The organism is Loktanella gaetbuli, from assembly GCF_020531945.1.
GTDB classification, from domain to species: Bacteria; Pseudomonadota; Alphaproteobacteria; order Rhodobacterales; family Rhodobacteraceae; genus Loktanella; species Loktanella gaetbuli.
In genome coordinates this window covers 164,597-179,191 of the sequence record NZ_JAJATZ010000001.1, presented here as the reverse complement: position 1 = coordinate 179,191, position 14,595 = coordinate 164,597, and the positions used below count along the sequence as shown (strand labels likewise).

Genomic DNA, 14,595 nt, shown 5'->3' with positions numbered 1-14,595 from the left:
GGTCGGGGTTTCACTGTCCCGCAAATTGTCGCAAAAAGACCCAAGGTTCAATTGCAGAAAGGCCCGCCGTGGCACCGATCACGATCCGCAGCGGCAGGCCGGTCCTGATTGCAGGCCCCACGGCATCCGGCAAATCGGCGCTGGCCTTGCACATCGCGCACACACAAGGTGGCGTCATCGTCAATGCCGATGCCATGCAGGTCTTTGACGGCTGGCGCATCGTCACCGCCCGCCCGGACGACGCCGATCTCGCGCAGGCAGATCACGCGCTATACGGACACGTTGCATATGATGCGCCCTATTCTGTCGGTCACTGGCTGCGCGATGTGGCACCTTTGCTGTCAGGACCGCGCCCCATCATCGTCGGTGGGACCGGCCTGTATCTGACCGCCCTGACCGAAGGGCTGGCCGACATCCCCCCCACGCCGGATGATGTGCGCGCGGATGCGGACAGCCGTCCACTGGCGGGGCTGCTGGCAGACCTTGATGCCGCCACGCGCGCGCGGATCGATACGGCCAACCGTGCCCGCGTGCAGCGCGCGTGGGAGGTGCAGAAATCCACTGGGCGCAGCCTGATCGACTGGCAGGACGCGACTCCACCGCCGCTTTTGCCGCGTGCGGATGCAACAGCCATCGTGGTGGACGCGCCAAAGGACTGGCTGTCACCTCGGATCGAGCGCCGATTTGATGCGATGCTGGATGCCGGCGCGCTGGACGAGGCACGGGCCATGGCCCCGACGTGGGACCCACGGCATCCTTCGTCCAAGGCCATCGGCGCACCAGAGCTGATTGCCCATGTCACAGGTCAAATGTCACTGCCCGACGCCCGTGTGTCGGCCATCGTCGCATCGCGCCAATATGCCAAGCGGCAACGGACGTGGTTTCGCAAACGGATGCGCGACTGGCAGGTTGTCCACACTGTATCCACAGATCCATCCACAGCTTTACGATTTGTTTCCGATTAATTCTGTTGTTTTTGAACAAATGGGCAGGCACTTTTGTCCAAATCGAACACTGGACCTGCCCATGTCGCATATTGCCAGCCTGATCCCCTCCCAACCGCCTGACAGCGCGCTTGCGCTGCAACCCATCGGCGGCGCGACACAGGCGAACCGATGGCGCACCGAGGCCATGCGCAGCCATGCCACGCCGCGCCTGCTGTTCATTGCGCGCGGTCAGGGTCGCATCATTATCCAGGGCCTGACCCACGGGTACTTCGCCAACAACCTCATCTATATCCCGGCACGGACCATGTACGGTTTCGAGGCCGGACCAACCGTTTTCGGCCATCTGTTGACCCTGCCGCGGGCCATGGCATCCGAATGGCCGTCCGAGGCCGTGCACCTGCGCCTGCGGGACGTCATGGCCCAAAAGGAATTCCTGACCCTCTTTGACGGGCTTGAACGGGAACTTTCGTCAGACAGGCAGCATGCACGGCGCGCGGCACATTACCAGACCGGGCTATTGGCCGTGTTCTTTGCGCGGCAGATCGACAATCAGCGCAATACCGGTCCTGACGTGGATCGGCGCAACTCCAGTGCTGCGCGACTGGTTGCGGCCTACACGGACCTGATCGAACGTCATTTCCCCACGGACAAAGGTATTGCGGACTATGCGGCCACACTGGGTGTCACCGCCACGCATCTGACCCGTTGCTGCCGTCAGACCAGCGGTCAATCCGCCCTGACGCTGCTGTCGGATCGCAGGCACTATGAGGCATGTCGCATGCTGCGCGAAACCCGCGCCCCCATCGCCGATGTCGCCCAAGTCGCAGGCTATGGCTCTGCGGCCTATTTCAGCCGCGTGTTTCAGGCGCGTGCTGGCCAGACCCCCAGTGCATTTCGCAAATCCGTCCCGGAACAGCGTCGCGCGGGAAAACATTAAGTTTCGGGCTGCGCAGGCGTCGATCGGATTCCTGCCTGCACAATGACAGCCGCGTTGCGCCGTCGCATGCCTTGGGGCATAGCGAATAAGGCACAACAGCCGCAGCAAGGATTGGATCGGAGACCATGATCGACCCGACATCGCAGCCCGTCCATCCTGCCGCACTGATGTATGCCAAAGAGGTGCGGTCCGGGCAGCTGGATCGACGCGAATTCCTGACCCGGAGCACGGCACTGGGATTGACCGGCACGGCCGCCTACGGCCTGCTGGGTCTGCCCGCACCCGCGGCAGCACAGGCACAGGTGCGGCCGGGCGGCACCTTGCGTATCCAGATGGGTGTCCGCGCCCCCCGTGATCCGCGGACCTTTGACTGGACCGAACTCGCTTATTTCACCTCTGGCTGGCTGGAATACCTGGTTGAATACAACAATGACGGGACCTTTGGCCCGATGTTGCTGGACGGCTGGACCGTGAACGCTGAAGGGACACAGTACAGGCTGAATGTGAGACCGGGCGTGACCTGGAACGATGGCACAGCCTTTACCGCGTCGGATGTCGCGCGGAACATCACAGGATGGTGCGATACCTCGGTCGCGGGCAACTCTATGGCCGCCCGCTTTGGCGTGTTGATCGACGATGCGACCGGTCAGATCAGACCGGATGCGATTGAAATTGTCGACGACCTGACCGTCGCACTGCATCTGCCGTCACCCGATATCTCGCTTGTTGCCAACATGTCCGATTATCCGGCGGCCATCACGCCTGCCGGATTTTCGCCCGACACGATGCTGGAAAATCCTGTTGGCACCGGACCGTATCTTCCGACCTTCTTAGAGGTGGGCACGCGCGCCGATCTGGTGCGCAACCGCGATCACGTCTGGTGGGGCGAGGCCGCTGGCAAGGGTGCCACGCTGGACCAGATTTCATTCATCGACTGCGGCACTGATCCGGCCGCCTGGGTGGCCGCCGCCGTCGCAGACGAGGTCGACATGCTGTTCGAGACCGTCGGCGATTTCGTCGAGGTCATGGACGCGCTGGGCTGGCAAAGATCACAGGTCGCGTCAGGGGCAACCATCTGCATCCGCACCAACGCGCAGGCCGAGGTTGATGGCGTGACACCCTACGCCGATGTCCGGGTCAGGCGGGCGATTGCGATGGCCGTGGACCCCGCCGTCTGTCTGGAACTGGGTTATGCCGACAGGGGCATTGCCGCGCGCAACATGCATGTCGGCCCCATGCATCCCGAATGGGCCGACATTCCCGCCCTGCCCCATGACCCCGCTGCCGCCTTTGACTTGCTGACCGAGGCCGGAATGGCCGATTTCGAAATGGAAATCACCTCGATTGATGACGACTGGCGCAGGAACACCGCCGACGCCGTGGCCGCACAACTGCGAGACGCGGGTTTCAGGGTCAACCGCCGGATCGTCCCCGGATCGACCTATTGGGCGAATTGGAACAGCTATCCGTTCAGCGCGACGAACTGGAATCACCGGCCTCTGGGCATTCAGACACTCGCCCTCGCCTATCGGACCGGTGCCGCATGGAACGAAAGCGGCTATGCCAATCCCGCCTTTGATGCCGCGCTGACCGAGGCAGGCGCCATCGCCGACGCGGACGCCCGCCGTGCTGTCATGGCGCGGCTGCAGACGATGATGCGGGATGATGCGGTGACGCTGCAACCCTACTGGCGCATGCTCTATCGACACGCAAAGCCCGATGTCACCGGCGCAGACATGCATATCGCGTACCTGCCCCAGCTCTACAAACTGGGTCGCAGCATCTGAACCGAATTTTCGCGAAAATTCAGGGGCCGCCCGATTTTTCGCAAAAAATCGGCGCATCGGATCAGATCTGTGCGATGTGACCCTGCGCCGGACGAGCGGCCGCGGCGATATCATCGGACATCTGGCGCAACCGATCGATGTCCGCGCCGATCAGCATCGCATCTGCCGCATGCGCGAGGGCGCGTTGCGATTGCATCACCGCGGCCGGCCCGAAAACGGGCGGCTGCAGCCGGGTCAGCGCAAGCAGTGATCGCTGGACCGCGATCTGCACTTCCATCAGTGCGGCACCGTCCCGTGCAATGGCCTGAAAGGCGTCCACCAGCGCATCCTCGGCGCGCAATCCCCGCACGAAAAGATGCGAAAGCGTCACTTCGGGATCGGCCGGTGTGTCCCATTGCGACAGGACGCGCGTCATGCGGCGGATCACGTCTATTCCTGTGCCCGGATCGTTCACCGCAGGCGACAGCGCGCGGCTTGCAATTTCGGACATCACGATCAGGCCAAAACGTGGATCCTGATCGAAACTGCGGTCCGCGCTGATTTCGAAGCACGACAGTGCGTCTTGCAGCAGGCTATCATAGTCAGGACCGACCGGACCGCCCGCGACATGGGCCAGCGGCGTGCCGCGTGTCACGAAACCGCCGGGCAGCACCTCAAGGTAGATCGAGGCGTTGTGGGTCTCGGCCAGCTTGTTCAAACGGGTCAGACCAATGAAACTGACATGTCCGATATCCGTCGCCCGTATCGGCACGGCATCGGTCGGCACGGTGGCAATGAACGGGCGCCCGCCCAGGAACGGGGCCGCGAGCCGTGCCGCCATCGCATCAGTGGCCGCGCGTTCGACCCGTGCCAGCGTATCGCCAAGCCGTCCGAAATCCGTCAGATGCCCGATCCATCGGACCAGATTGATGATGATCAGTGACAACACCAGCAGTGTCGCCCCGAACAGGATCACGCGACCGCCCTCGCCATAGAGGCCGATCTGCAAACTGATGATCCCCACCAGGCTAAAGATGAATGCGCCGATGAAGCTGGCCAGAACCTGTTGCGCCGTCTGGTCGGTCTTCAGAAGCAGGAAGGCGCGCGGCGTGGCCGTGCTGGACGCCGTGTTAAAGGCCGACAGCATGATCGACAGTGAAAAGGTCGTCACGGCCAGCATCGACGACGCCATGATGTTCAGGATCGCATCGATCGATTCCGCGCCGATCTGAAACGCAAGCGACGACGGGATCACGTCCGCCAGCATAGACCCTATCGCGGCCGCGATCACGCCCAGCAGGCCGTAGGCGCCGATCGGCACCCAGATCCGCTCGAACAGCCGCTTTAACCGGAATTTCAATGACGACATGCAGCACCCCTTTCATGCACGTGGCGACGACAGGGGCAAATCCGCGTCAACTCCCCCAGATGCGCGCCACGTAATTCTGTGTCTCGCGGTAGGGTGGGATGCCACGGAATTTTGCAACGGCGCCGGGACCAGCGTTATACGCCGCCAGCGCGTGTGGCCAGTTCCCAAACGTGACATATTGCTGTTTGAGGTATCGTGCGCCGCCATCCAGGTTTTCGGCTGGATCACGCGGATCAACCCGCAACATCCGCGCGGTATCCGGCATCAATTGCGCAAGACCAATGGCACCCTTGTGCGAAATCGCACCTGCATTCCAGTTCGATTCCTGCTGAACCAGCCGCGCAAAGAGATCCTCGGGGATGCCGTGGCGCCGCGCGGCAGCACGCGCAAGCGCGAGATAAGGTCCCGCATAACGCCCCGCGTACTGCGGTGTTGGCGGAGCCAGGCTTGGCACTTCTACACGCGGCGGCTGCAAACGGATCGAGTTATTGTATTGCTGCGAGGCCCGATTATCGAGCACTGACAACTGGTTCTGAAACAATTGCATCCGGTTCGATGTCGAAACGCTTTGCGCGGATGCAACGGTTGCCGCCACAGCCAAACCGACTGAAATCGCAAGACTGGCTCTGATCATGGACGCCCCCGGGATACGCGTGAGTACTCAGTCTATCCGATTCGACGCGCCTGACCACCCCAATGGTCTTCAGGCCCTGTTAACCTTGGGCCGCAAATCTGTCACAACGGCACGAACATCAGAATCGCAGGGGGACTTCATGGCGGGTTCAGTGAACAAGGTCATCATCATCGGCAACCTGGGGCGCGACCCAGAGGTGCGCACGTTTCAGAACGGTGGCAAGGTCTGCAACCTGCGGATCGCCACTTCTGAAACCTGGAAGGACCGCAATTCGGGCGAACGCAAGGAACGCACCGAATGGCACAGCGTCGCGATTTTCAGCGAACCCCTGGCCAAGGTGGCAGAACAATATCTGCGCAAGGGATCCAAGGTCTATATCGAAGGCCAGCTGGAAACCCGCAAATGGCAGGACCAGTCCGGTCAGGACCGCTACAGCACCGAAGTCGTGTTGCGCCCCTACAATTCGACGCTGACCATGCTTGACGGTCGTGGCGACAACGCCGGTGGCGGCGGTGCCTACGGCGGTGATTCCGGTGGCGGCTATGGCGGCGACAGCGGCGGCGGCTACGGTGGCGACAGCGGGGGCGGTTATGGCGGCGGCAGCTCTGGTGGTGGCTACGGTGGTGGCGGCAATGGCGGCGGCGGCGGCGGCGGTGGCCGCGACATGGACGACGAAATCCCGTTCTGATCCAACAGACGCCGCCCCACGGGGCGGCGTTTTGCGTTCCGCCCTAGAACGAGTCCGCCAGGACCGACAGGACCGCATCGCGTGGCACATCGGACGTGACGAACGCCTTGCCGATGCCGCGTGCCAGCACAAACCGCAGCACACCGGCCTGAACCTTTTTATCCTGTCCCATGAGGGCAAGCAGGGCCTCGGGGTCGGGCAGATCGCCGGGAATGTCGCGGATGTCCTTTTTCATGCCAAGTGCGGCCAGATGCGCGCGGACGCGGCTGGGGTCCTCTTGTGGGCACAGACCCAGCCTTTGCGACAGTTCGAACGCCAGCGCACAGCCGATCGCCACGCCCTCGCCATGCAGCAGGCGGTCGGAATAGCCCGTCGCAGCCTCGAGCGCGTGACAGAACGTATGACCCAGATTCAACAGTGCACGGTCACCCTGTTCGGTTTCGTCGCGCAAGACGATGTCGGCCTTCATCTGCACCGACCGCGTCACGGCGCGCACCCGCGCATCCACATCACCTGCGGCCATTGCAGCGGCGTTCGTCTCGAGCCAGTCAAAGAATGCGGCATCACCCAGCAGGCCGTATTTCACAACCTCACCGTAACCCGCCAGAAAATCCCGGGCGGGCAGCGTGGCCAGCAGATCCGTATCGGCCAACACGAGGCTGGGTTGATGAAACGCGCCGACCAGGTTCTTGCCCTGCGGTGCGTTGATCCCGGTCTTGCCCCCGACAGAGCTGTCGACCTGCGCCAACAGGCTGGTGGGCACCTGCACGAAACGGACACCGCGCCGCAGGATCGCGGCGGCGAACCCGCCCAGATCCCCGATCACGCCACCGCCAAGCGCCACGATCACATCGCCCCGTTCGACCTTTTGATCCAGCAGCCACTCGACACTGCGCGACAGCTGCGCCCAGCATTTGGTAGCCTCGCCCGGCGGCAGGGCCAAGGCCTCTGACGTCAGACCGGCGTCAGTCAGCGCCGCCTGCAAATTGTTCAAATGCAGCCCGGCCACGGTTTCATCGGTCAGAATGGCGACATGGCGACGCCCACCCAGTGCTGCAATGCGCGCACCGGCACCGGACATCAGGCCCGGACCGATCACCACGTCGTAGGCACGCCCCGGCAGATCAACAGCGACGGTTTCGGTCATCGGTGAACCTCCAGTATGTCGGGACGTGTCGCCAGCAAGTCGATCACCGCGCTTGTGGTGTCCTCGATTGTCGACCGTGGCTGCACGTCCAGTGTCAATTCCGCCTGCGCATAGACCGGACTGCGGTTGGCAAAGAGCTGCGCAAGCGTGCCATAAGGATCGGCAGTCCGCAGCAGCGGTCGCGTATCCTTGTTTCTGACCCTGTCCCACAGCACGCTCAACGGTGCATTCAGCCAGACCGCAATGCCGTGCTCGTGGATCACGTCACGGTTCCGTTCTGCCAGATAGGCCCCGCCCCCGGTGGACAGGATCGCGGGACGGTCGGTCATCAACCGCGCGATGACCTCTGATTCGCGGCGGCGGAAAAACGTCTCGCCGTCGCGTTCAAAGATTTCGGCGATCGTGGCAGCGGCGGCCGTTTCGATCTCGGCATCGCTATCGGTGAACGGCACCCCAAGTCGTGCCGCCAGTGCGCGGCCAATCGCGGTCTTGCCCGACCCCATCATGCCCACCATCACCACGGTGCGATGCAGGGTCAGGGATCCAGAGCCGGTGGTGCGTGTCTCGGACCCCACTGGTCACCCATTTGCCTATCGCGGCAGGCTATCTACCGCCAGTTTCAGATTTCCTGCCTTGAATGGCGTGATCTTGCCGAAAAGGCCATATATAAACATCTCAAATCCGTGGCGACCAATCGTCCGGCGACAAATCGGCAGGGGCCCAGACAGATGTGGCGATTGATGAAATTCTTGTTTTTCCTGATCCTGGTCGCAGGCCTTGCGTTGATCGCATACGCCTATGCGGGACCGCTGCTGTTTCCCGACGATTTTGCAGCACCCAGCACGCAGATCACGCAACCTGTCACGCTGGAAACCGATTGAACAGGCATGCAGCGATAGCGGCGGTCGTGCTGATGCCCGCAACAGGCCTGTCGCAGACAGCGAATGAACCCCTGTCCGCGATTGACTGGCTGTCGCAATCCGTGGCCATCACGGCCCCTGCCCCGTTGCCGCCAGTACCACGCGATGAACCATCGGTGGCCAGCAGCATCGATGTCCCTCAGGTCACAGTCACCCCCCTCGGGGCCTCGGGTTTCGGTGCTGTGGGCGTCCTCGCCCCGCGCATCAGCGGCCTGCCCGCAGACATGTGGCAGGCCAGCACAGGTGATGACGTGACGACCCTGATCAACGCACAGGCAGCGCCCGGCCTGCCTGCATTGCATGGCCTGTTGTCCGCCCTTTTGCTGACCCGCGCCGAGGCACCCGCCGGGGCGGAATTGCCCGTTTTGGTCGCGCGGATCGACAAATTGCTGGACCTGGCGCTGTTGCCACAGGCGCAGGCACTGATCGACACCTTGGACGCGACCCGTGATCCGGCCCTGTTCCGGCGTTGGTTCGACGTCGCACTGCTGACCGGATCCGAGGATGACGCCTGCCGCGCCATGCAGGCCAGCCCATCGCTTGCCCCCACGGTATCGGCGAGGGTCTTTTGTCTGGCGCGCGCGGGCGATTGGTCGGCCGCGGCCCTGACCGTCAACACCAACGCAGCCCTCGGCGATCTGGATGCAGATGAAGAATTGCTGTTGTCACGCTTTCTGGACCCGGAATTGTTCGAAGGCAAAGGACCGATGGCGGCCCCGGACCGTATCAGCCCGCTTGTGTTCCGCCTGCGCGGTGCCATCGGAGAGGGTCTTTCGACCGCACGCCTGCCGCTGGCCTTTGCCTATGCGGATCTGGGCGACACGGTCGGGCTCAAGACACGACTGGACGCAGCCGAACGGCTGGCCATGCACAACGCCCTTCCCGCCGCCAGCCTGTCGAACCTGTATCTGGCGCGCACGCCGTCAGCGTCCGGCGGGGTCTGGGACCGGGTCGACGCCTTTCAGGAATTTCATGCCGCAACCCGCATTGCGGATAGATCGGCCATGGTTGCCACCCTGCCCGCTGCCTGGGACGCCATGCAGGCCATCCGCGCAGAGACCCTCTTTGCCACGCTCTACGCCGACGATCTGGATGGTCTCGATGACCCAAAGGTGTCCGACATCGTGCGCACGGTCCGGCATCTGGGCGGTCAATCGGCCCCTGGCGGCAGCGCGTTGATCCAGGCCTTGCTGTCGGGCGATCCGGCGGATGTGCCGACACGTACCACGGTCGAGGCCGCGATCAGTGCAGGCTTTGACGGTGCGCCACCGTCCGCGCAGCTGGATGCCCTGCTCCAGAATGGCCGCACGGGAGAGGCATTGTTGCGTGCCATCGCGATCTTTGACGCAGGTGCGGCAGGTGATGGTCCTGCGATCACCGATGCGCTGCGTGTGCTGCGCGCCGCGGGACAGGACAAGGTGGCACGCCAGGCCGCGATCGAGTTGCTGCTGCTGGACCGCCGCACATGACGGCGCAGCCGATGACGCGCTGGGTACAGACCTTTGTCGCGGCACAGGCTGCAGAACTGGACGCAGCACAGAACACACAACTGGCCTATGCCCGCGATCTGGCCGATTTCGCGGATTGGCTGGCCGACAAGGGACTGCATTTCGACACCGCGACGCAGGACCATGTCGAAAGCTATCTGATCGATTGCGACGCGCAGGGCCTTGCCCGCGCGACCCGCGCCCGCAGGCTGTCGGCGATCCGGCAGCTTTACCGTTTTGCATTCGAAGAAGGCTGGCGCGCCGATAACCCGGCGATCCGGATCAAGGGGCCGGGCAAATCCAGATCCCTGCCCAAGACGCTGACCGTCCAAGAGGTCGGCAGGCTGTTGCAGGCGGCCCGTGACACAGGCCCCGACGCGACACGCAATACCTGCCTGATGGAATTGCTGTATGCCACGGGGATGCGTGTGACGGAACTGGTCAGCCTGCCCGTCAGCGCCGCACGCGGTGACCCCCGCATGCTGCTGGTGCTGGGCAAGGGTGGCAAGGAACGTCTGGTCCCGTTGTCGCCCCCTGCACGCATGGCTGTGCGCGACTGGTTGCAGGTCTGGGACGCCGAACAGGACGCACGCCGCGCACAGGGCAAGCCTGTGTCGAAATTCCTCTTTCCCGCCCGCGGCAAGGCGGGGCACATGACCCGCCAGCGGTTTTTCACATTGATCAAGGAACTGGCCGCGACCGCTGGTCTGGCCCATACCGATGTGACACCGCACACCATGCGTCACGCCTTTGCCACCCATCTGCTAGCGGGCGGTGCCGATCTGCGCGCGATCCAGATCATGCTGGGTCACGCCGACGTCGCCACGACCGAAATCTATACCCATGTCCTGGACGAAGCGCTGTCTGAACTGGTGCTCAATCACCACCCGTTGGCACAAGCGGGCAAAACCACTTGAAGCGACTGTGCCAGACCCCATATCCTCGCCTTGATCAATAAATGGAACTGACCTGATGGACCCCCTTTCGAGCGCGCCCGCGCTCTTTGACGCCGCTTTCTGGATTACTGCCGGGGGCATCCTTCTGCTGTTGTTCATGTCAGGGTTCTTTTCGGGGTCCGAAACCGCCTTGACCGCTGCCTCGCGCGGGAAACTGCGCGCCGCCGCCGACCGCGGCAACAAGGGTGCATCGCGTGCGCTGGACCTGACCGAGGATAACGAACGCCTGATCGGGTCGGTCCTGCTGGGCAACAACGTAGTCAACATCCTGGCGACGTCGCTTGCAACGGCGCTGTTGACCCGGCTCTTTGGCCCCAACGGCGTGGCGCTGGCCACCCTTGTCATGACCACGCTGGTCCTGATTTTTGCAGAGGTTTTGCCGAAAACCTACGCCATCACCAACCCCGAAACAACAGCCAGCATCGTGTCGCGCCCGATCAAGGTGGTCGTGATCCTGTTTTCGCCCATCGTCGGGGCCGTCCGGTTTTTCGTGCGCGGTGTGCTGCGCGTCTTTGGCGTGCAGACCGATCCCGACAGCAACATCCTCGCCGTACGCGAGGAAATTGCCGGTGCGCTGCAACTGGGCCATTCCGAAGGCGTCGTGCAGAAAGAGGACCGCGACCGCATCCTAGGCGCGCTGGATCTGGCGGAACGCACCGTCGAAGAGGTGATGTTGCACCGGTCCGGCATCGAAATGGTCGACGCCGACCAGCCCGCAGCCGATATCCTGCGCCAGTGTCTGGAAAGCACGCACACCCGCCTGCCGCTGTTCCGTGACGACCCCGAAAACATTGTCGGCGTCATCCACGCCAAGGACCTGTTGCGCGCCATGCATGACGTGCAGGACGACGGCACGAAACTGTCCGACGGTGTCACCCGCGTCGACATCATGGACGTGGCCATGCCGCCCTATTTCGTGCCGGAAACCACGACGCTGAACGACCAGATGCGCCAGTTCCTGAAACGCAAATCGCATTTCGCGCTGGTGGTCGATGAATACGGTGCATTGCAGGGTTTGCTGACACTCGAGGATATCCTCGAGGAAATCGTGGGCGAAATCGCTGACGAACACGACGACGAAGAAGACTATGTGTTCGAAACGACCCCAGACGGCGGCTATCTGGTGGATGGGTCCATGACGATCCGCGACGTGAACCGTGCGCATGACTGGAACCTGCCAGACGAGACCGCGAATACCGTCGCCGGCCTGGTGATCCACGAGGCGCAGATCATCCCGCTGGTCGGTCAGGTCTTCAGCTTTCACGGATTCCGGTTCGAGGTGATGGAAAAGGACGAGAACCGGATTTCCGTCCTCAGTATCCGTCCGCTCTGACCGTCCGGCCCAGGCAGATGGTCCGACCTTTGGGTCAATCAGTCAGATGCGGCGCGCAACGATATGGTGGTGCGGTGGGCGCGTAGGCTGAACATCTGCGGCGACGATATCAAATCCAGCAGCCCTGACCCTGTTTTCCAGACGCTCCGCAGTGAAAAAATGGACATTGGACGGTGCCTTGCCCAGTCGCCTCATCGGCCACATGATCAACTTGAGTGCTGACCATATCCCGCCAAGACATGGCGTTTTCGAAATGAACAGGCTACCCGCTGGCAATATTTGATGTATCTGACGCAGGCCAGCGTCCAGATCGGGCAGCAAATGCAGCAGACTGAAACACAAAACCACGTCGGCGTTTTCGTGCGAAAGCCCCGCGAGGTCGGCCACGCGGTAATCGATGTTTTCGGGGCCGTTTTCAGTGTCCTGAAGTTTGCGCGCATGCGCGATCATTGCGCTGGACAGATCGGTCGCCGTCAGATGACCGACATGCGGGGCCAGCCTGCGGGCGGTCATGCCGGACCCGCACCCAATCTCTATCGCGCGCATGTCCTTTGACAGATGGGGGATCGTGCGGCGCAACCCTTCTTCGTAGGCATCCATATCAGCGATCGGATCGCTGATATATTTGTCCGCCGCGCGATCCCAGAATGTTTTGTCATCGACCATCAGCGACCCTTGAACAATCCGCCCAGAATGCCGCGCACGATACGACGACCGGTGGTGCCCTTCAGTTCCTTGACCACGACCGATGCGATGGCCCCTCCAAAACCGCCGTCATCCTTGGCCCGGCGCGAGGTTGACCGCCCGGTCTGCTTGCCTTCGTAGCGACGCGCCATCTTGAATTCGCGCTCTTGCGCTTCGGCCTTTTCCTCGGCGGCTTCGGCTTCTGCGGCGGCTTTGGCCGCGTCGTCGGCGCGCTTGCTCAGCATCTCGAACGCGCTGTCGCGGTCCACTGCGGTGCTGTATTTTGCGTGCATCGGGTTCTGGCCCATCATCACGGCGCGCGTGCTGGGATCAATGGGCCCCAGTTGCGACGACGGCGGGCGGATCAGCGTGCGTTCGACAATCATCGGGGCGCCTTTGGGGTCCAGCATCGACGTCACGGCCTCGCCGGTGCCGACCTGCTGGATCGCCTCTGCCGTGTCGAATGCGGGGTTTTGACGATAAGTTTCGGCGGCCTTTTGCAAGGCCTTGCGGTCGCGTTCGGTAAATGACCGCAAGGCGTGCTGCACGCGGTTTCCCAACTGACCCAGCACATCGTCCGGCACATCGTCGGGGTTCTGCGTGATGAAATAGACGCCAACCCCCTTGGACCGGATCAGGCGTGCGACCTGTTCGACCTTGTCCACCAGCGCCTTGGGTGCGTCGTCGAACAGCAGGTGCGCCTCGTCAAAGAAAAACACCAGTTTGGGTTTGTCCGGGTTGCCGACCTCTGGCAGTTCCTCGAACAGTTCCGACAACAGCCACAACAGGAACGTGGCATAAAGCGCGGGTGACGCCATCAGCCGGTCAGCCGCCAGAATGTTGATCATGCCGCGCCCGTCATCGGCACAGCGGATAATGTCCGACAATTCCAGCGCGGGTTCACCGAACAACTGGTTGCCGCCCTGATTTTCCAGCACCAGCAACTGCCGCTGGATCGCGCCCACCGAGGACGCCGCGACATTGCCATAGCGCAGCGACAGATCCTTGGCATTCTGTCCAACCCAGACCAGCAGCGCCTGCAGGTCCTTGAGGTCCAGCAGCGGCAGCCCCTCTTCGTCGGCCACGCGGAATGCGACGTTCATCACGCCTTCCTGCACGTCGGTCAGACCCAGCAGACGGCTTAGCAGCAGCGGACCCATTTCCGCGACGGTCGCCCGGATCGGGTGGCCCTGTTCCCCCAGCAGGTCCCAGAACGTGACCGGAAAGGCGCTGTATTGCAGGTCCAGACCGATGGTTTCGGACCGCTTCATAAAGGGTTCGTGCAGCTTGAAATCGGCTGATCCGCTGACCGCAAGGCCCGACAGATCGCCCTTGACGTCGGACAGGAACACCGGGACGCCAGCGGCGGAAAATCCTTCGGCCAAAATTTGCAGCGTGACAGTCTTGCCGGTCCCGGTGGCGCCCGCGATCAGGCCATGGCGATTGGCCTTGTCCAGCAACAACTCCTGCGGTACGGCATAGTTTTCACCACCACCCCCGATGAAAATACGATCCGTCATATCAACCCCCAAAGCGTTCTTTTGCAGCGAAACTCTATGCGCCCGGTGCGCCTGATAAAAGCCTCAAACCGGGGTTGGTTCGATTTGCCGACATGGCAACGGGACCCAATGCCGCGCCCCACCATTTTCGCGTTGACGCAACAGAAAGCTTGCCATAGCGTTCGGTCAATTCGTCGGCAACGTCCGGCAGGGAGAACGGAAAAGGGT

General features: G+C 62.6%; 14 protein-coding genes. 8 read left to right on the top strand and 6 right to left on the bottom strand.

Translation table 11 applies throughout. The features are described 5' to 3' along the window. Positions 1–68: 68 nt before the first annotated feature. The 3 genes from miaA to LGQ03_RS00850 all read left to right on the top strand — a co-directional run bounded on the left by miaA (position 69) and on the right by LGQ03_RS00850 (position 3,671). Entirely contained in the window at positions 69–965 is an 897-nt protein-coding gene (miaA, locus tag LGQ03_RS00860) for a tRNA (adenosine(37)-N6)-dimethylallyltransferase MiaA (RefSeq protein ID WP_226746877.1), read from the top strand. Positions 966–1,026: 61 nt separating this feature from the next. After that, the gene (locus tag LGQ03_RS00855; protein WP_090159258.1) at positions 1,027–1,884 is read left to right on the top strand and encodes a helix-turn-helix transcriptional regulator; all 858 of its coding nucleotides are present in this window, start codon (positions 1,027–1,029) and stop codon (positions 1,882–1,884) included. A 125-nt stretch (positions 1,885–2,009) separates the two neighbouring features. Further along, complete coding sequence (locus LGQ03_RS00850; protein ID WP_226746876.1) at positions 2,010–3,671, top strand: ABC transporter substrate-binding protein; 1,662 nt, start codon at positions 2,010–2,012, stop codon at positions 3,669–3,671. Between the two features lie 61 nt (positions 3,672–3,732). Here LGQ03_RS00850 and LGQ03_RS00845 read toward each other — a convergent pair whose 3' ends face one another. Together LGQ03_RS00845 and LGQ03_RS00840 are read right to left on the bottom strand one after the other, a co-directional pair. Beyond that, on the bottom strand, positions 3,733–5,019 hold the full coding sequence (locus tag LGQ03_RS00845; RefSeq protein ID WP_226746875.1) for a DUF2254 domain-containing protein: 1,287 nt from the start codon (positions 5,017–5,019) through the stop codon (positions 3,733–3,735). A 46-nt stretch (positions 5,020–5,065) separates the two neighbouring features. Next, entirely contained in the window at positions 5,066–5,653 is a 588-nt protein-coding gene (locus LGQ03_RS00840) for a lytic transglycosylase domain-containing protein (RefSeq protein WP_226746874.1), read from the bottom strand. Between the two features lie 139 nt (positions 5,654–5,792). Here LGQ03_RS00840 and ssb point away from each other — a divergent pair, with 139 nt between their 5' ends. Next, on the top strand, positions 5,793–6,341 hold the full coding sequence (gene ssb, locus LGQ03_RS00835) for a single-stranded DNA-binding protein (RefSeq protein WP_226746873.1): 549 nt from the start codon (positions 5,793–5,795) through the stop codon (positions 6,339–6,341). A gap of 43 nt (positions 6,342–6,384) precedes the next feature. Here ssb and aroB read toward each other — a convergent pair whose 3' ends face one another. After that, positions 6,385–7,488: a 3-dehydroquinate synthase gene (gene aroB, locus LGQ03_RS00830; RefSeq protein ID WP_226746872.1), complete on the bottom strand. Its 1,104-nt coding sequence runs from the start codon at positions 7,486–7,488 to the stop codon at positions 6,385–6,387. Then, positions 7,485–8,063 carry a shikimate kinase gene (locus tag LGQ03_RS00825; RefSeq protein ID WP_226746871.1) on the bottom strand — a complete coding sequence of 193 codons (579 nt, stop codon included), beginning with the start codon at positions 8,061–8,063 and terminating at the stop codon, positions 7,485–7,487. The genes aroB and LGQ03_RS00825 overlap by 4 nt, the downstream gene beginning before the upstream one ends. Positions 8,064–8,228: 165 nt before the next feature. Here LGQ03_RS00825 and LGQ03_RS00820 point away from each other — a divergent pair, with 165 nt between their 5' ends. The 4 genes from LGQ03_RS00820 to LGQ03_RS00805 are packed head-to-tail and all read left to right on the top strand — an operon-like array spanning position 8,229 to position 12,184. After that, entirely contained in the window at positions 8,229–8,369 is a 141-nt protein-coding gene (locus LGQ03_RS00820) for a hypothetical protein (RefSeq protein ID WP_172794847.1), read from the top strand. Next, on the top strand, positions 8,366–9,877 hold the full coding sequence (locus LGQ03_RS00815; protein WP_226746870.1) for a hypothetical protein: 1,512 nt from the start codon (positions 8,366–8,368) through the stop codon (positions 9,875–9,877). The genes LGQ03_RS00820 and LGQ03_RS00815 overlap by 4 nt, the downstream gene beginning before the upstream one ends. 11 nt (positions 9,878–9,888) lie before the next feature. After that, positions 9,889–10,812 (top strand): site-specific tyrosine recombinase XerD, encoded by a 924-nt coding sequence (locus LGQ03_RS00810; RefSeq protein WP_226746869.1) that lies wholly within the window; start codon positions 9,889–9,891, stop codon positions 10,810–10,812. Positions 10,813–10,867: 55 nt separating this feature from the next. After that, positions 10,868–12,184 carry an HlyC/CorC family transporter gene (locus LGQ03_RS00805; protein WP_226746868.1) on the top strand — a complete coding sequence of 439 codons (1,317 nt, stop codon included), beginning with the start codon at positions 10,868–10,870 and terminating at the stop codon, positions 12,182–12,184. A gap of 42 nt (positions 12,185–12,226) precedes the next feature. On the opposite strand, the gene LGQ03_RS00800 is transcribed toward LGQ03_RS00805, so the two are convergent. Then, the gene (locus tag LGQ03_RS00800; RefSeq protein WP_226746867.1) at positions 12,227–12,850 is read right to left on the bottom strand and encodes a class I SAM-dependent methyltransferase; all 624 of its coding nucleotides are present in this window, start codon (positions 12,848–12,850) and stop codon (positions 12,227–12,229) included. After that, the gene (locus LGQ03_RS00795; RefSeq protein ID WP_090159248.1) at positions 12,850–14,388 is read right to left on the bottom strand and encodes a helicase HerA-like domain-containing protein; all 1,539 of its coding nucleotides are present in this window, start codon (positions 14,386–14,388) and stop codon (positions 12,850–12,852) included. Before LGQ03_RS00795 ends, LGQ03_RS00800 begins: the two co-directional genes overlap by 1 nt. Positions 14,389–14,595 lie beyond the last annotated feature (207 nt).